The sequence below is a fragment of the Cypionkella aquatica genome (genome assembly GCF_030161095.1).
Classification (GTDB): domain Bacteria; phylum Pseudomonadota; class Alphaproteobacteria; order Rhodobacterales; family Rhodobacteraceae; genus Cypionkella; species Cypionkella aquatica.
Window position 1 is genome coordinate 34,490 of sequence record NZ_BSPP01000007.1, and the last position, 17,016, is coordinate 51,505.

Annotated in this window: 15 protein-coding genes; 4 read left to right on the top strand and 11 right to left on the bottom strand. The window is 62.8% G+C overall.

Annotation, left to right across the window (positions count from 1 at the left end):
* The first annotated feature begins 137 nt into the window (after positions 1-137).
* The gene (locus tag QQJ98_RS08775; RefSeq protein ID WP_284324960.1) at positions 138-2,132 is read left to right on the top strand and encodes an AsmA family protein; all 1,995 of its coding nucleotides are present in this window, start codon (positions 138-140) and stop codon (positions 2,130-2,132) included.
* Between the two features lie 250 nt (positions 2,133-2,382).
* Here the strand turns inward: QQJ98_RS08775 and QQJ98_RS08780 are convergent, their stop codons facing one another.
* Positions 2,383-3,021: a GcrA family cell cycle regulator gene (locus tag QQJ98_RS08780; RefSeq protein WP_284324961.1), complete on the bottom strand. Its 639-nt coding sequence runs from the start codon at positions 3,019-3,021 to the stop codon at positions 2,383-2,385.
* A 186-nt stretch (positions 3,022-3,207) separates the two neighbouring features.
* Between QQJ98_RS08780 and QQJ98_RS08785 the strand changes: the two genes are divergently transcribed.
* From QQJ98_RS08785 to QQJ98_RS08795, 3 genes are all read left to right on the top strand, one after another.
* Positions 3,208-3,522 carry a hypothetical protein gene (locus tag QQJ98_RS08785; RefSeq protein ID WP_284324962.1) on the top strand — a complete coding sequence of 105 codons (315 nt, stop codon included), beginning with the start codon at positions 3,208-3,210 and terminating at the stop codon, positions 3,520-3,522.
* Between the two features lie 331 nt (positions 3,523-3,853).
* Positions 3,854-5,080 (top strand): glutathionylspermidine synthase family protein, encoded by a 1,227-nt coding sequence (locus QQJ98_RS08790; protein ID WP_284324963.1) that lies wholly within the window; start codon positions 3,854-3,856, stop codon positions 5,078-5,080.
* A gap of 36 nt (positions 5,081-5,116) precedes the next feature.
* Positions 5,117-5,698 carry a DUF1190 domain-containing protein gene (locus tag QQJ98_RS08795; protein WP_284324964.1) on the top strand — a complete coding sequence of 194 codons (582 nt, stop codon included), beginning with the start codon at positions 5,117-5,119 and terminating at the stop codon, positions 5,696-5,698.
* Positions 5,699-5,713: 15 nt separating this feature from the next.
* Here QQJ98_RS08795 and QQJ98_RS08800 read toward each other — a convergent pair whose 3' ends face one another.
* The 10 genes from QQJ98_RS08800 to iolD form a co-directional block, all read right to left on the bottom strand.
* Positions 5,714-6,604 (bottom strand): PfkB family carbohydrate kinase, encoded by an 891-nt coding sequence (locus QQJ98_RS08800; protein WP_284324965.1) that lies wholly within the window; start codon positions 6,602-6,604, stop codon positions 5,714-5,716.
* A 7-nt stretch (positions 6,605-6,611) separates the two neighbouring features.
* A complete protein-coding gene (locus QQJ98_RS08805) occupies positions 6,612-7,466 on the bottom strand; it encodes a MurR/RpiR family transcriptional regulator (RefSeq protein ID WP_284324966.1) in 855 nt (284 codons plus the stop codon).
* Positions 7,467-7,474: 8 nt separating this feature from the next.
* Positions 7,475-8,431 (bottom strand): ABC transporter permease, encoded by a 957-nt coding sequence (locus tag QQJ98_RS08810; protein ID WP_284324967.1) that lies wholly within the window; start codon positions 8,429-8,431, stop codon positions 7,475-7,477.
* 10 nt (positions 8,432-8,441) lie between these two features.
* Entirely contained in the window at positions 8,442-9,926 is a 1,485-nt protein-coding gene (locus QQJ98_RS08815) for a sugar ABC transporter ATP-binding protein (RefSeq protein ID WP_284324968.1), read from the bottom strand.
* 54 nt (positions 9,927-9,980) lie between these two features.
* Positions 9,981-11,030, bottom strand: coding sequence for a sugar ABC transporter substrate-binding protein (locus tag QQJ98_RS08820; RefSeq protein ID WP_284324969.1), 1,050 nt, complete (start codon positions 11,028-11,030; stop codon positions 9,981-9,983).
* Positions 11,031-11,074: 44 nt separating this feature from the next.
* On the bottom strand, positions 11,075-12,070 hold the full coding sequence (locus QQJ98_RS08825) for a sugar phosphate isomerase/epimerase family protein (protein ID WP_284324970.1): 996 nt from the start codon (positions 12,068-12,070) through the stop codon (positions 11,075-11,077).
* Positions 12,071-12,304: 234 nt separating this feature from the next.
* A complete protein-coding gene (locus tag QQJ98_RS08830; RefSeq protein ID WP_284324971.1) occupies positions 12,305-13,144 on the bottom strand; it encodes a class II fructose-bisphosphate aldolase in 840 nt (279 codons plus the stop codon).
* Complete coding sequence (locus tag QQJ98_RS08835) at positions 13,141-13,983, bottom strand: 5-deoxy-glucuronate isomerase (protein ID WP_284324972.1); 843 nt, start codon at positions 13,981-13,983, stop codon at positions 13,141-13,143. The genes QQJ98_RS08830 and QQJ98_RS08835 overlap by 4 nt, the downstream gene beginning before the upstream one ends.
* Before the next feature lie 14 nt (positions 13,984-13,997).
* Positions 13,998-14,975, bottom strand: coding sequence for a 5-dehydro-2-deoxygluconokinase (gene iolC / locus QQJ98_RS08840; RefSeq protein ID WP_284324973.1), 978 nt, complete (start codon positions 14,973-14,975; stop codon positions 13,998-14,000).
* Between the two features lie 17 nt (positions 14,976-14,992).
* Positions 14,993-16,915, bottom strand: a complete 1,923-nt coding sequence (iolD, locus tag QQJ98_RS08845; RefSeq protein ID WP_284324974.1) for a 3D-(3,5/4)-trihydroxycyclohexane-1,2-dione acylhydrolase (decyclizing) — start codon at positions 16,913-16,915, stop codon at positions 14,993-14,995.
* Positions 16,916-17,016: the final 101 nt, after the last annotated feature.

Sequence of the window (17,016 nt, forward strand, 5' to 3'; positions counted from 1 at the left end):
GCTCCTGCTTTGGGCGGGGTATTTCAGGGCAATGTAACAGGCTGGTGACTGGCGGGGAGTTGCCCATTTTGCCCGGATGGCTTGTTTGCGTGGGGCTTGCGCGTAGACTCGTGGCCAAGGGTTGTTGTGAGGGCAAGATGCGCTGGGTCATTCGTTCGGTTATCGCGTTGGTTTTACTGGTGATTGTTCTGGCAGGAACGGTGTTTCTGATCCCGGCGGAAAAGGTCGCGGGGATCGCGGTGGCGCGGTTTAACGCGCTGACCGGGCGGGAATTGGTGATCTCGGGTGCGGTGCGGCCTTCGTTTTGGCCGCAGCTGGGGGTGAAGACCGGGCCGATTTCGATTTCCAACGCGGCTTGGTCGAAAGAGGGGCCGATGGTGCAGGCCGAGGGGCTGTCGATTGCGGTGGATCTGGCGGCGCTGATTGCGGGCGATGTGAAGATCACCGGGATCGAGGCGGTCAATCCGCGGATCGTGCTGGAACGCTCGGCCTCGGGTGAGGAAAACTGGGTGTTTGGCGGCGGTGGCGCGGGCGGCACGGTGTCGGCGGCGACGCCGGGGGTGGGGCAGCCGTTCACCTTGGACAAGGCTGCGGTGTCTGGTGGGGCGCTGGTGTTTGCCGATCATGCGGCGGGGGTGCGCTATGAGATCGGCGGCATCGAGGCCACGGTGGCGATCCCGAATTATACCGGGGCGGCCAGTCTGGATATGGCGGCGGTGATGAATGGGCAGTCGTTCCGTCTGGTGGGCAAGGTTGCGGCCTTTCAGGATTTTCTGGATGGCACGCTGGTGGACAGCGATCTGACGCTGGCAGCGGGGGAGGCTGCGGTTGGCTTCAAGGGGCAGGTCGGCATCGAGGGGGAGGCCAATGGCGATCTGACGGCTGATCTGGGCGATCTGGCGGCGGTGCAGGCTTTGGCGGGGATGGCGCCTGCCAAGCTGCCTGCGGGGCTGGGGGCGTCGGATGTGCAGGTGGCTGGGGCGGTGACGCTGACCACGACGGCATCGGTGCATCTGCGGGGCGGCACGGTGGTGCTGGATGGCAACAAGATGAGCGTCGATGCGGATATCACGACGGATGGCGCGCGCCCGAAGCTGTCGGCCAAGGTGATGGCGGGGGCCTTGGATCTGGCGGCGGTGTCGGGCGGGCGGGGCGGTGGCTCGGGGGGCGGCACTCAGGCGGCGGGCTGGCCCAAGGACAAGATTGATGTCAGCGCGCTGTCGGGCATGGATGCGGTGGTGGCCCTGACGGCGGATAGCCTTGATCTGGGGATGGTGACGTTTGGGCCGTCGCAGATTGTGCTGACCAACGAGCGGTCGCGGTTGGTGGCCGAATTGCGCAAGGTCTCGGCCTATGAGGGCGTGATCTCGGGGCAGTTCGTGGTCAATGGCCGCAAGGGGCTGTCTGTGGGCGGCGATCTGTCGTTTGCGGGCATGGCGTTGCAGCCGCTGCTGGCGGATTTCGGCGGCTATCAGCGGTTGCTGGGCACGGGCGATCTGCGGGTGAAGTTTCTGGGATCGGGGGCGTCGGTGGATGCGATCATGCAGGGGCTGGAGGGATCGGGTTCGGTCAGCCTCAGCAATGGCGAGATTTTGGGGCTGGATGTCGCGGGCATGCTGCGGACCTTGGATATGTCTTACGTGGGCAGCGGGCAAAAGACGGTTTTTGACAGCGTGGCGGGCAGTTTCTCGATCGCGGGCGGGGTGTTGCGCAACAAGGATCTGGTGCTGAAATCGCCCTATATCACCGCGCAGGGGGCGGGGGATGTGGGCCTTGGCGCGCGCAATCTGACCTACCGGGTCAAGGCTGTGGCTTTGGCGGATGATACCGGGGCGGGTGGTTTGACGGTGCCGCTGCTGATCAAGGGATCTTGGGCGAACCCGAAATTCTCGTTGGATATGCAGGCGCTGGCGGATGAGCAGTTGGCCGAACAGAAGGCGGCGTTAAAGGCGCAGGCCGAAGCGAAGCGGGCCGAACTGGAGGCGCAGGCGCGTGCCAAGCTGGAGGACGAGTTGGGCGTGGTGCAGCAGGATGGCGAGAGTTTGGAAGATGCCGCACGGCGGCGGATGAACGAGGCGATGGATCAAGAGGCGCAGAAGGCGTTGCAGAAGTTGTTGGGCGGGGGGAATTGAAGCGGGCGCAATCCGGGCGATGCGGTGCGCGTGATCTCGATGCCCCGTGCCGCGACCGCCTTGAGCCCGCGCGTTTGAGCAGCACATGAGGCCCCGGATCAAGTCCGGGGCGGCGTGGGGTGCGGGGGCAGTGCAGCACATGCGGGGGCGGCGCATGCGCGGCGGCATAAAACCCGCCTCGCACAGCGCAAAATGCAACAGGCGCGGGAGGTTCCCGCGCCTGTTGCATTTGGTGATAAGTCGCGCTGCCTTAGCGGCGGCGGTCGCGGCGGGCAGACATCGGTTGGAAAGCGACGCCGACATGCGCCTCGCAATAGGGTTTGCCGGGCACGGAGGGCAGGCCGCAGAACCAGAATTCTTCGGTTGCCGGATCGCCGATCGGCCATTTGCAGGTGCGCTCGGTCAGTTCCATCAGCGACAGCCGCTTGGCGTGCTTTTCGACTTCGCGCACGGAAGCCAGCGCTTCGGGCGAGATTTCATTGGCAGAGGGCTGCGGCGGCAGCGGCTGGCCTGCGGGAATGATCGCCTTGCGCATCGGGATCGGCAAGGTGGTGACGCTGGCCGAGGGCGCTGCGGGTGCGGGGGCTGCCGGGCGTGGCTCTGGCACCACGCGCTCGGCGGCCGCGGGACGCACGGTGGCTTCGACAACCGAGGGCTTTGGCGCAGGTTCAGGGCGCGGCGGCGCGGTGGGGGCGGGGCTGACCGCGACCTCAGGCTCTTCGCCTTCGCTCGCAGCACCGCCGACGCGGTTCGACAGGCCAAGCCGATGCACCTTGCCGATCACCGCATTGCGGGTGACGCCGCCAAGTTCCTTGGCGATCTGGCTGGCAGATTGGCCCTCGGCCCACATTTTCTTGAGCGTCTCGACGCGCTCGTCGGTCCAGGACATGGTGAACTCCGGTTCATAAGGGCGACTGAGCGCCCGAATTGAGCACCCATGGGGCTGCACATCTGCGCAGACCCTGTTCTAATCTTGAACGCAGCAGATACAAGGCGGGCGCGGCAATATCAAGCGGTGCGTGATTCGCTTTGTGATGTTGCGCCGAATGGGATCAGGGAAGGCAGGGAGCAGATCATGCATAACTTTCAGGAACAGCGGGCGGATACCTTTGAAACCTTCGCCAAGGTTGGCCGGGGTGTGAAGCTGCCGAAAACGGCGGTGGTGGTCTATGAGTTCGTCGCCGAAGAGGTCGATACGGCCTGGGCCGCGGTGGAAAAGGCTCTGCGGGCCAAGGGCTTCAAGACCAGCCACGCCGGCGATGTGTTGCAGGCGCGCATCGGGCCGATTGCGATTGATGCCGAAACGGTCTGGCAATGGGAGCGTGCGGCGACCGAGATCGTGCTGCCGTTCGAGTTCTATCCCGACGGCTGGGAGTTGGACGACGCCTGATCTTATTGAGCGGCTTGGCGCCGCACACTTTTTATCTCACCGCCCCGGCCTGCGCCGGGACAGTTCGGGTTGGCGCCAGTTCTGCGGCGGCGGGAGGGGTGGGGGCGCTTGGTTTGCCTCCGGCGGGAGTATTTTAGAAAGAGCAAGTTGAAGGGATTTGCTCTTTCTAAAATACTCCCGCCGGAGGCATCCGCGCTGTCAGGCAGCTAGGACTGTGTGCGTGCGCCGCACGATTTGAGGTGGCACGATTTGAGGTGTTGGGAGTGGCACGCCATATGGTTTCTGCGGGCGGCAATGCTTACATCACGCTGCAAGGTCAGGGAGACGCTGGATGAAGAAGATCGCTTTGCCGGAACGAGTGCGATGGCGCGAGCATGCGCGCGAGGTGGGGTTCAGCTTTGCCGATATGTATGGCGAGCCCTATTGGGACGAAACCTCGGCCTATGCGTTTTCGCTGGAGCAGATCGAGACCGATCTTGAAGATCCCTCTACCGCCTTGCATGCGATGTGCCGGGATGCGGTGGCGCAGATCGTGGCCAGTGAAGAGTTGATGGATCGGCTGGCGGTTCCCGAGGCGCATCGCGATCTGATTGCGGAAAGCTGGCGGCGGGATGACCCGGAAATTTACGGGCGGTTTGATTTGGCCTATGATGGCAATGGTCCGGCCAAGCTGTTGGAATACAACGCAGATACGCCGACTTCGCTGTATGAGAGCGCGTCTTTTCAATGGCAATGGCTGGAAGATCAGCTTGCAACCGGCGTTTTGGCCGAGGGCTGTGATCAGTTCAACGGCATCCATGAGGCCTTGGTGGCGCGGTTTCGCGATCTGTTCGAGCCGGACAGTGATCTGCATTTCACTGCCATCGGCGGCAATCCTGAAGATTATGCCACTGTCGAGGCGATGGGATGGGCTGCGCGCGAGGCCGGTTTGGGGGCGCATTACTGCGATCTTGACAAGATTGCGGTCAACAAGGACGGGCGGTTTCTGGACGATCAGGACCGGGTGATCGGCGTGTTGTTCAAGCTGTATCCGTGGGAAGATCTGTTCCGGGATGAGTTCGCCAGCCATATTGCACGATCCAACTGCCTGTTTCTGGAGCCGGCCTGGAAGGCGTTGCTGTCGAACAAGGGCCTGTTGCCCGTGCTTTGGCAGATGTTCGAGGGCCATCCGAATCTGCTGCCTGCGTTCTTTGAACAGGATATAGCCGATGCCATTGCCGGGCGTGGACCAGCCTCGTCAGCGGTTGCCAAGGCGTTTGCGCGGTCCGAGCAGCAGTTGCGCGCGGGGCATGTGTCCAAACCGATCCTGTCGCGTGAAGGGGCGTCGGTTTCGATCTTTGAGCAGGGGGTGCTGATCGAGCAGGCGCAGAACACCGACTATGCCGAGCATCCGCGCGTGGTGCAGGCCTATGCGCCGCTGCCGCAGTTTGATGGATTTCATCCGGTGATCGGCGCGTGGATTGTCGGCGACAGTTGCGCGGGCATTGGCATCCGCGAAGACCGTGCGCGGATCACGCAGGATCTGTCGCGTTTCAAACCGCATTACATTGTCGTATGAGACCTGCAACCATTCGGACCAAGAGGTGACGCAATCATGACCAAACGTTCAAGCCGTGTCGCCATCGCGATCCTTGGGGCTGCCGCTTTCGCGCTTGCCGGATGTCAGGAGGAGCAGGTCGATGCGGCGGCTTTCCCCGATCTGAAAAGCTGCACGGATGCGGCGGCGGCGCAGGGTGTGTTCTCGGCGGAAGATTGCAAGCTGGCTTTTGCCGAGGCCGAGGCTTTGCATGTTGAGGCGGCACCGCGCTATGACAGTCTTGCGGTGTGCGAGGAACAGCATGGGCAGGGCGCTTGTGGGTCAGAGGCCGGGGCGCAACAGGGTGGGTCCGGCAGCATCTTTATGCCGCTGATGCTGGGCTATCTGATGGGCAATATGCTGAGCAATCGTGCGGGCGTTGCGGCGAGCCAGCCTTTGTACAAGACTGCAAGTGGTGGGTATACCAATGCTTCGGGGTCGAGCGTGTTTTCCACCAACAAAGGCTCTGCAAAGCTGGGCACGTCGCAATTCACCCGCCCCAGCGCGACTGTGGGGCAAGCGCCGATGACGCGTTCTACCGCATTGTCGCGCGGTGGCTTTGGCCAATCGGCGGGTGGGCGGGTTGGATCGGGGAGTTAAGCTGGCGCGGGCCGTTTAGCGCGCGATGGGTGCGGCGGGCTGGCCTGCAACATGGGCGGCGGCGGCGCGTGAGGCGGCAGCACAGGCAAGCTTAAAGTCAAAACCGCCGACCAGACAGGCCGCCAATGCGCCGATAAACGCATCGCCTGCGCCGTGCGAGTTGACGGCTTTGATTTTTTCGGCGGGCATCGAGAAATGCGCGTCCTCGGCGCTCCACGCAGCGAGCCCCAGCGCGCCTGCGGTGACGATCACCGATTCAAAGCGATCGGCCAGCTTCTTGGCGGCTGCCGCTGCGGATTTCAGCGAGGTGATTGCGCCTGCGCCCATCATCTCAGCCTCAACCCCGTTGACCACCAGAATATCGACCAGCCGGGCAAATTCTGGCGACAAGGCCCGGGCGGGGGCGGCATTCAGCAGGCAGCGGATGCCGCGCGCCCGTGCGGCGGTTGCGGCGGCAAGGTTCACCGGTTCGGGGATTTCGCTTTGCAGCACCAGCAGGCCGACATTGGCCCACAGATCGGCGCTGTCCAGAGCGGCGGTTGCGATATGCAGGTTTGCGCCCGAGACGATGGTGGCGGCGTAGTCGCCCTGTGCGTCCATGATCGCCACGCTCATCCCCGTGGGGGCCGCAGCGTTTGTCGTCACAAACCGATGATCCACGCCCGAGGTTTCCAGCCGCGCCCGCATGAAGCTTGCGAAATCATCCGCCCCCAGCGCGCCCAGCATGCGGGCCTGCGCGCCATGTGCCTGCGCTGACACCGCCTGATTGCCGCCCTTGCCGCCGAATTTCGGATACCAGCGCGACCCTACTGCGGTTTCATCCCGGCGCGGCAAATGGTCGGCCTCGACCATGATGTCGTAATGCAGGCTGCCCACAACAAGGACGATTGGCGCGGTTTGGGTCATCTTGGCCTCATGATCTGCGTTTCGATTGCACGGCCCGCATGGTGCGGTCCAAATTCTGATCGGCTGTGGCGCGGTCGCGCTGCACGATGGCGACGAACAACGCATCCAACAGGTTCAACTGCGCGATCCGGGCGGTGGCGTTTTCACCCAACAGGGGTGCGTTCTGCGCGGTGGAACACAGCACCACATCGACCAAGCCAGCAAGCGGGCTTTCGGCGTAATTCGTCACCGCGATGATGCGCGCGCCGTTCTTGCGGGCAAGCTCCACTGCCTCGATCACGGCAGCGGTGGTGCCGGAATGGGAAAACGCCACCACCACATCATCGGGGCCAAGCAGAGCCGCTGACATCATCATCATATGCGCATCGTCGAACACCGAAGCGCGCACGCCGATGCGCAGAAATTTATGCGCGACATCGCGGGCAATCTGCGCCGAGCCGCCCAAGCCATAGAAATCGCGCTGTTTGGCGCGGTGCAGATACTCTACCGCGCGTTCAAATGCCGCGAGATCAAGGATGGCAAAGGTTTCCTCAAGCGCCTGCATTGCGGTGCGGAACACCTTTTGCACGATTTCGGAGCTTGAATCCTGTAGCGAAATTTCAGAATGAAGTGCCGCCGTGTCAGAGCGGTTGTAATCGACCAGGCCCTGCCGAAACTCGCGAAAGCCCGCAAAGCCCAGCTTTTTCGCGACCTTGACCACCATTGCATCTGACACTCCGGATTTCTCGGCGACCTCGCGCAGGGGGGTGGCCTCGTCGATATCCTTGCGCGCCAGAATGTCGCTGGCGACCTTACCTTCCAGCGGCGTCAGGCTTGGCAGCTTCATGCGGATCTGTGCCGCCACGGCTTTTGGATCGCCCATACATCCCCCTATTTCCCACTCGTCGCCTTATCAATCAGCATCGCGACGATGATGATGATACCGGTGGCCAGCAGTTGATAGAAGGCTTGCACGTTCAAAAGGGTAAGGCCGTTGCGCAGGGTGCCCAGAATGACGCAGCCGATCAGTGTGCCGATGATCGAGCCGCGCCCGCCCATCAGGCTTGCACCGCCGATGGCAGAGGCTGCGATGGCGTCAAGCTCCCACAGCGTCCCCATCGTGGGTTCAGCCGCCCCAAGACGGCCAATCAGGATCATCGCCGCCACCGCCGCCATCAGGCCCGAGATCATATAGGCGGCGAGTTTGGTCAGGGTGACGGGCACGCCTGCAATCCGCGCGGCTTCGGGGTTGCCGCCGACGGCCATGAAATATTCGCCCAGCGGCGTTTTGTTCAGGATCACCCAAGCGCAGATCGCCAGAACGGCCACGATCACCACCGGGTTCGGCACGCCTGCCAGCGTGCCGTTGGTCAGCGCGCGAAAGCCATCGGGCAGGCCAAAGATCGGTTGGCCACCGGTGAAGATCAGCGCCAAAGCCCGATAGAGCGATAGGCCGCCCAAGGTGACGATGAAGGGCTGCAAGCCGCCCCAAGCGATCAGCGCGCCGTTGATAAAGCCGCAGAGCATGCCGATGCACAACGCGCCCGCCACCGCGAGGCCGAATGGCACTCCAGCGACCATCATCGACGCCCCAAGCACGGCGGTCAGTGCGGCCACTGGCCCCACCGACAGATCAATGCCGCCCGAGATGATCACCAAGGTCATCCCCAAGGCGATACAGGCGTTGATCGAGGATTGTTGCAGCACGTTCAAAAGGTTTGGCGCCGTCAGGAAGGTCGGGCTTAGCACCGCAAACACGCCGCCGATCAGCAGCAAGCCCAGCAGGGTGCCCGCATCGCGGAATTTGATGCGCTGCAACAGCGGGAAAGGGGTCAGGACAGGGGACATGATGTAAGCCTTACGATGCAGGAATGGCGTGGCGGGCGATATTGGCCTCGGTGATCTCGGAGGCTGCCAGTTCAGCGGCGATACGGCCTTCGCGCATCACCAGAACCCGATCAGAGACGCGGATCACCTCGGGCAGTTCAGAGGAAACTACGATGATGGCTTTGCCTTGCTGGGCAAGTTTTTCAATCAGATCATAGATTTCGGCTTTGGCGCCGACGTCGATGCCACGGGTGGGTTCGTCAAACAGGTAGATCTGGGTATCGGCGGCGAGCCAGCGGCCAATGATGGCCTTTTGCTGATTGCCGCCGGAAAAGCTGCCGATCGGCTTGCTGACATCGAAGGGGCGCAGGCGGACCTCTTGCATCAGCTCTTCAGCGCGGGTGCGCAGTTTGGTGCGGCGGATGATGCCCCAGCGCGAGAATTGCCGCATCGCGGGCAGGCCGATGTTGCTGGTGACGGGGCGGTGGCGGATGATGCCGTCGCGCTTGCGTTCTTCTGGCACCAGACCCAAGCCCGCTTTGATCCGCGCGCGCACACCCGATGCCACCGGGCGACCATTGACCGCGACTGTGCCCGCCTCGGCGCTATCGACGCCCGCGATCAGGCGCAACAACTCGGTGCGGCCCGAGCCTACCAGCCCGGCGATGCCCAGAACCTCGCCCTTGTGCAGGCTGAAGGCGGCGTTCTGCACGGCGCGGCCCCGGCTGAGGCCGCTGACCTGCAGCAGCACCTGATCGCTGGCAAAGCTTTGATGTGCGACATGGGAAAGCTCGCGGCCCACCATCAGCGCGATCACCTGCGGGATCGGCGTGGCGGGCAGATCAACCCGTGCCACCAAGCGGCCATCGCGCAGGATCGTGGCCGACTGGCAGATGCGGAACACCTCATCCATCTTGTGGGACACGTAGATGATCGACACACCGCGCGCCGCCAGCGCCTTGATCACCTCGACCAGCCGATCAAATTCGGTGGGCGTCAGGCTTGAGGTCGGCTCGTCCATTGCGATGACGCGGGCATTGGCGCGCAGGGCTTTGGCGATCTCGACAATCTGGCGCTGTGCCACCCGCAGGCTGTTGATCGGGGCGGTCACGTCGATGGAGGCATCGAGCGGGGCCAGCAGACGCCGGGCCTCGGTTTGCTGTGAGGCGCGGTCGACCAGCAGGCCACCGGCGCGGCGCAGGGCTGCGCCAAGGTAGATGTTCTGCGCGACGCTAAGTTCTGGAACCTGTTGCAATTCTTGGTGAATCATCGCCACACCTGCGAGGCTGGCGCTGCGCGGGCTGGCAATTGTCACCTGCGCGCCGTCAATTTCGATCTGCCCGGCATCGGCTGACAGCACGCCGGAGAGGATGTTGAGCATGGTCGATTTGCCCGCGCCATTCTCGCCCAGCAGGCCATGCACTTCGCCGGGTTGCACCGTCAGCGAGACACCGTGCAGCACTTTGTGGGCACCGAAGGCCTTTTCAATCTGCGAAAGCGAAAGACGCGGAATCATCGGGATCATCCTGAAAAGCAAGCGGCCCGCCCGATTGGGCAGGCCGCCGTTGGCTTATTTTGCGGTCAAAGTGGCGCGCAGGGCGGCCATATCGGTGGTCGCATAGGTTTCCACATTGTCCTTGGTGATCAGCGCTTGCGGCGTGGCCACCACGCGCGGCAGTTTCTGCCCGGCAGCCAGACGCAAGGCCACTTCCATTGCAATCTCGCCGGTCAGCACCGGAAAGCTGTCAACGGTGCCGGTCAGATCGCCCGCGCGGATCGCGGCATAGGCATCGGAGACGCCATCGGTGCCGAACACCGCCACTTTATCGGCGCGGCCTGCGGCTTTCACGGCCTCGACCACACCCAGAGCCATGCCGTCATTGTTGGCGTAAAAGCCAATCAGATCAGGGTATTGCTGCAAGATCGTGCTGGCCGCGTTGAAGGCCTCTTCGCGGCTCCAGTTGGCGGGAACCGATGCGACAACGCTGAACTTGCCGTTTGCGTTGATGGTTTCGGTGAAACCTGCGGTGCGCTGGCCTGCGGCGTAGACGCCGGGTTGGCCCTCAATCACGGCGACTTGGCCGCCATCTGCCTTGTTGTCGATGAACCACTGCGCGACCCGCACGCCGTTGTCCTTTTGCACGTTGCCGACGTAGTTGGTCGCCGACGGGATCACCGCGTCATTGACGTTCAGCACGGCAATCCCCGCCGCCTTGGCTTTTTCCACTGCCGGAACCAGGTTGGCATCGGTTTGCGGCGAGAGCAGCATCGCGTTGAAGCCTTGGTTGATCAGATCTTCCGCAATCGAAAGTTGGCCGATCTGGTCGCCTTCGTTCGCGGCGGCCTGATAGACAAAGCCAACGCCCAGCTTGTCGGCGACGTTTTTGTAGCCATCGCCAAGACTGCGCCAGTATTCATTGGTCAGGGTCTTGGACACACCTGCCACTTTGGTGCCAGCTGCGGGGGCAGGCAAAGCGCCGAACTTGGCGTCAAGCTCTGACCAATCCATCCGATCCGGCTCGCTGTCGGAATTCAGCGGTGCCAGATCCTGAGCGTTTGCCAGACCGACGGTCAAAGCAATAGCGGCGAGCGCAAACGCCCCCTTCAGATAGTGTTGCATTGGATCCTCCCTTTTCAACACGAATTTATGATATGTAGTAAAGTTTAGCTGGGTGTCGTTTGCCCAGCCAGTGCCAGCCGCGCGATTTCCTGCGCGGTGATCGGGTCTTGTTGGCCCTGTGCATCGGCCAAACGGTTATCCCCCGCCATGATGTCAACGGCGGCGAGCATCCGGCGCACGGTGCGGATGTTGGCGGCACATTCTGCCACGGGGTCAAGGCCCGAGGCATCCGGGAAGGTGTCAAAATAGATCGCGCCATCAAAGCCGCCGCGCTTGACTTCGCGCAGCAGTTCCAGCGTGGCCTGTTCATGCACGGCGGCGACCATCAGGCCATCGTCGCGCTTTGCATAGCCGTCGTTCAGGTGCAGGCCAAGGATCTTGCTGTGGCGCTGGATCAGTGCTGCGGCGAAGGCGGGCTGCTCATCGGCGTAAAGCGCATGGGCAAAGTCGATGGTGACGCCAAGGTTGGCAGCGCCCACTTCCTTGATCGCAAGTAGGGTAGTCGCGGCATCGGGAAGAACGCTGTAAGCTCTTGGTTCATTGGGTTTATACTCGATAGAGATCAGGCAATCCGCGTCATGCGCGGCGACCTCTGCAATGCCTGCAATCTCATCTTCCCACAGGGCGGCATAGTCGCATTGGAAGGTATAATCAAAGCCATCCTGCCCCAGCCACAGCGTCATCATCGGCGCACCGATGGTGCGGGCGGCATCAATGCCGCGCTTGGTCAGATCAATCGCCTCGCGCCGCACCGCGCGGTCGGGGTTGGTAAAAGCGCCGCGCTTGAAGGCTGGATTGGTGTAATAGCGCATCGCAAGGCCGCTGACCGAAAGCCCGCAATCCGCCACCACTTTGGCGATTTCGGTCGGGTCGGCCCCGACGTGATCGGGGTAGTTCAGATCCAGTTCGGTCAGGCCATCCACCGTGGCGGCGCGCTGGATGATCTGCGCCAGACTGGGCTTTCCGGCCAGATCAGGCCAATATTCAGCCGCGCCTGCAGCAAATGAATTGATCCGAGTGGCAAAACGATTTCCGAACATGCGATTCTCCTGTTACTTTACGTTTATACGATAATTTGTGAAGTGCAAGCATTATGCAGTCGGCCCGGCGCTGTTTCGCCTTTGCCGCCGCGCGCTGGCAAGCCAAGTCGCATACTGCACGTCTGAGCGTCCTCTGCGCAATTGGCGGCAGATGCTGGCTGAAGCTGGATGTTTGGGGGGGTGAACGTCGCCACTGGCAGGGGATCGGGCAGGGCAGTTCGGGATGGGCGGCGGTTAAGGCTTTGGCTGTGACAGCCCGGCAATCACCCTATGCGCGGCGATTTGCAGGGCGGGCATGGTGGCTGACAGGATGGCGATGCGGTCAAATGTCTGGGGGTTTTCGGCCAAGGTCGCGCGCAGGGCCGCGCCAAAGGCCATGCGCAGCTCGGTTCCGATGTTGAATTTGCAAATGCTGGTCTGCTGCGCAAGCAACAGGCGTTGGCTGGCGGGAATACCCGAGCCGCCGTGGATCACCAAGGGCAGATCGGGTGCTGCGTCCATGATGGCGCGCAGCACGGTTGCGTTGATATGGCTGTCGGGGGCGGACATCAGATGGGTGTTGCCGACGGAAACCGCCAAGGCATCCACCCTGGTTTCAGCGGCAAAGCGCGCGGCCTCGGCTGGGTCGGTCGCCTGCGAGGCCGCACCTTTGTCATAGCCGACATAGCCCAATTCGGCCTCGACCGAGACGCCATGCCGATGGGCCAGCGCGACCACTTCGGCAGTCTGGTCGATGTTGTGCTGCAAGGGCAGGGCAGAGCCGTCATACATCACCGAGGTGAAGCCGCAGTCGATGGCTTGCCTGCAGATTTCAAGATCTGCGCCATGGTCCAGATGTGCCACCACCGGCACCTGCGCGGTTTCCGCCAAGGTGCGAAACATCGCAGCCAAGACCGGCAGCGGCGTGTGCGCACGACAGCCGGGGCCCGCTTGCAGGATGACGGGGCGGCGCGCGGCTTCGGCTGCGGCGACATAGGCGCGGGCATCTTCCCAGCCCAGCACCACCAGCCCCGCCACTGCAGTGCCATCGCTGAGGCAAGGCCGCAACACTTGGGACAATGTGGCGATGCTCATTTGAACTTGGCGATCATATCCTTGATCCCCGGAATGGTTTCGATCTGATCGGCGTGGCTTGGCTGGAAATACTGCACCAAAGAGCGCTGCGATTTTCCGGCAAGGATGGTGAAGTAATACATCTCATACCCCGGCAGCACGCAGCAAGGGTGATAGCCCTTGTCGATCACCACGGTAGAGCCGTTCACCAGATGATAAGCGTCGCCGGGCTGGCCATCCTCGCGCTGCAGCATCTGCAAGCCCGACCCATGCGGCGGGTTGAAGCGAAAATTGTAAGCCTCGTCATGGTGGGTTTCCAAGGGCAGGCGGTCAGTGTCGTGTTTGTGGCTGGGAAAGCCTGACCAACCGCCGGTTCCTACGGTATAGAGTTCCGAGACCAGCAACCGACCCACGCGGTCATGGTATTTGGTGCCCAGAATATGTTTGATCTTGCGATGGGTCTTGGTGTCATCCGAGCCGTATTGCACGGAGTCGATGGCGTCGGCGCGGATCGCAAAGGCGGCGAAAGCCTGATCGCTGCGCGCACCGGCCACGAAAACCTCGGCCCGGTCAGAGGTGCAAGTCAGGGTGGCGGCGGCTCCGGTCGGGATATAGGCGGCCTCTGGCTCGGCATCCCAGACGTTGAGCACGCGCTTGCCGATACTGGCGAAGCTGTCGCTGCCGCAGGTGATGTCAATTGTGCCTGTGGCGGGGACGATGCAGGTCTCATATCCCGCCACCTGCGAGGTAACGCTTTGGCCGCGCGTCAGGTGGATGATGTTGAAATACACCAGCGGCACCAGATCATGATCAGCGCCAATGATGGGTTGGTTTTGGTTGTCATAGGGGGCGATGTGCATGGGAATCCTGTGGGTTAAAGCGTCTTGCGCCGTGCCATGAAGCCATCAACGTTGGGGCGGTCGGGGGTTGCGGGGGCGCAGCCGATGCCTGCGACGATGATCGCGGCGGTTGCTGCCCCGCGCCGGACGGCGGCTTCAAAGCCCTCGGCCATGGCGAGGCCAGCCAACAAGCCGCCGATAAAGCCATCGCCCGCCCCCATCGGTTTGAGCGCCTGAACCGGGAAAATCGGGGTGTCAAAGCTGAAATCCGGGGTAAAGGTGGTCGCCCCTTGTGCGCCGCGTTTGTAGACGGTGAACAAAGCGCCGCGATGCGCCAGATCCTGCGCCAATGCAGTGCCGCTGTTTGGGCCGCCATTGGGACCGCCGTGGATGCCGCCCGCCAGCAGGCCAAATTCTTCGTCATTGCCGATCACCACATCGGCCAGTCTGGCGGCTGCAAGGCAAACCGAGCTTGCAAGCTGGGGCGATGCCCATGAATAGGCGCGGTAGTCCAGATCAATCACCGTCAGCGCCCCTTTGGCCTTTGCCAGTGCCATGGCCTTTAGGGTGGCGGCGCGCGATGGTTCTGCGGCAAGGGCGGTGCCGGTCACCACCAGCGCTGCCAAGGGCGCGAAATCGACGGCTGCGACGTCGGCTTGGCTTAGGGTGAAATCGGCAGCCTGATTGCGGTAAAGCACGGTCTGGCAGCCCTGAGGCCGGGTCTCGGCCACAGCAAGCGAAGTGCGGGCCTCGCCGCCCGAGGTCTGGATATAGCCGGTGTCAACGCCGTAGCGCGCCAGTTCCGCCACGCAATACCGCCCGACGGCATCGTCTGACACCCGTGTGAGCAACGCCGCCTTGGCACCCTGCCGTGCCAAGGCCACCGCGATATTGCCTGCCGATCCGCCGATGGCCGCAGTGAAGCGCGTGGCGGATTCGATCGTGGCGCCGGGCGGGTCGGCGTAAAGGTCCATGCCGACGCGGCCCAGAACCACAAAGCGATTCAGGGCCATGCGCTGCCAAAGCCGCGTCACAGCGCCACCCGCTGCTGGCTGCGACCGGCCTCGATCTGGGCGCGGGCGTCGGTTATGCTGGTGCGCGGGCTGGTTTGGGCGGTGCCGATCTCCCACCACGCGTGGCCTTGCTCGGTCCAGCCGTCATGCGGATCAACCCGCATCACGATGACCGAGGTGCGATCTGCCGCCTTGGCGCGCAGGAACGCGGCGGCCAGCGCTTGCGGATCGGTGACTTCTTCGGCCAAGGCCCCCATCGCCGCGGCATGGGCGACAAAATCCACCGCAAACGGTGCCGAGATGGTCGGGCAATCGGCCAGAAGCGTGTTGAAGCTGGCGTTGCCGGTGTTCTTTTGCAGCTTGTTGATCACCGCAAAGCCACCATTGTCGAGCACCAGCACGATCAGTTTGTGGCCGCTGAGCACCGAGGAATAGATGTCGGTGTTCATCAAGAGATACGAGCCATCGCCGACAAACACGACCGTTTCTGCATCGGCTTCGGTTTCGGCCTGCGCGATGCGCGCGCCCCAGCCGCCGGCAATTTCATAGCCCATGCAGGAAAACCCGAATTCAACATCCACGGTTCCGATGCCAAGGCTACGCCAATTTGCCGTCACCTCTGCCGGAAGCCCACCTGCCGCCGTCACCACCCGGTCGCGCGGACCACAGAGCGCGTTGACGGCACCGATGGCCTGCGCATAGCTGGGCACGCCATTTCCGGCAGCGGTGTTCTGCGCGACATAGGCGTTCCAGATCTGGCGCTGGGCCTGCGCGTTTTGGCACCAGCCTTGCGGCGCTGTGTGGGCGCCAAGGCCAGCGGTCAATCCGGCAAGACCCGCGCGGGCGTCACAGACCAGCGGTTGCGACAGATGCTTGGCCGCATCATGGCGGCCGACGTTCAACCCGATGATCCGGCTGTCTTGCGCAAACACCGACCAAGAGCCGGTGGTGAAATCCTGCAACCTTGTGCCGACGGCGAGGATCACATCGGCCTTTGCCGCCACCACATTGGCACTGTCAGAGCCCGTCACCCCCAACGGCCCGATGTTCAGTGGATGATCCCACAACAGATTGGCACGACCTGCGATGGTTTCCACAACGGGAATGGCATGGGCCTCGGCAAAGGCGATCAGATCGCCGGTGGCTGCGCTGTATTGCACGCCACCGCCTGCGATGATCAGGGGGCGCTGGGCTTGGCGCAGCAGATCGACGGCTGTGGCAAGCTCTACCGGATCGGGCTGCGGCCTGCGGATACGGTGCAAGCGTGGCGCAAAGAACGCCGCCGGATAGTCATAAGCCCAGCCCTGCAGATCCTGCGGCAGGGCCAGAAAGGCCGGGCCACAATCGGCAGGGTCCAGCAAGGTATTCAGCGCTGCGGGCAATGTCGCCATCACCTGCGCCGGATGGGTGATGCGATCCCAATAGCGGCTGACGGCCCGGAACGCGTCAGTGACGCCCAAAGTCGGGTCGCCAAAATGCTCCAGCTGTTGCAAAACCGGGTCGGGCAGGCGGGTGGCAAAGTGATCGCCGCACAGCAACAGCATCGGCAATCGGTTGGCATGGGCCAGCGCCGCTGCAGTCAGAAGATTGGCTGTTCCCGGCCCAGCCGATGCCGTACACATCGCAAAGCGCCGCCGCAGATGGGTCTTGGCATAGGCCGCAGCGGCAAACCCCATGCCCTGTTCGTTCTGGCCGCGATAGAGCGGCAATTCGGCGCGCGCTTCATACAGAGCCTCGCCAAGTGCGGGGGCGTTGCCATGGCCAAAGATGCCAAAGCCTGCACCGCAAACGCGCTGGCTTTCGATGAGTTGCCCGTTTTTCTCGATGTGCTGCCCATCTTTCTCGATGAGTTGCCCGTCCTTCTCGATGAATTGATTAACCAGAAACCGCACAATAGCCTGCGCGGTTGTCAGGCGGATGACCGGGGTATCGCTTGGCATGATTATTCTCAGGGCTAGGGGCGATGAATTTGTGGGCGACGAAACTGGGCGCGGCGAATTTTGGGGCGGCGAATCTGATTGACCACCGGAACGGGTTCAGG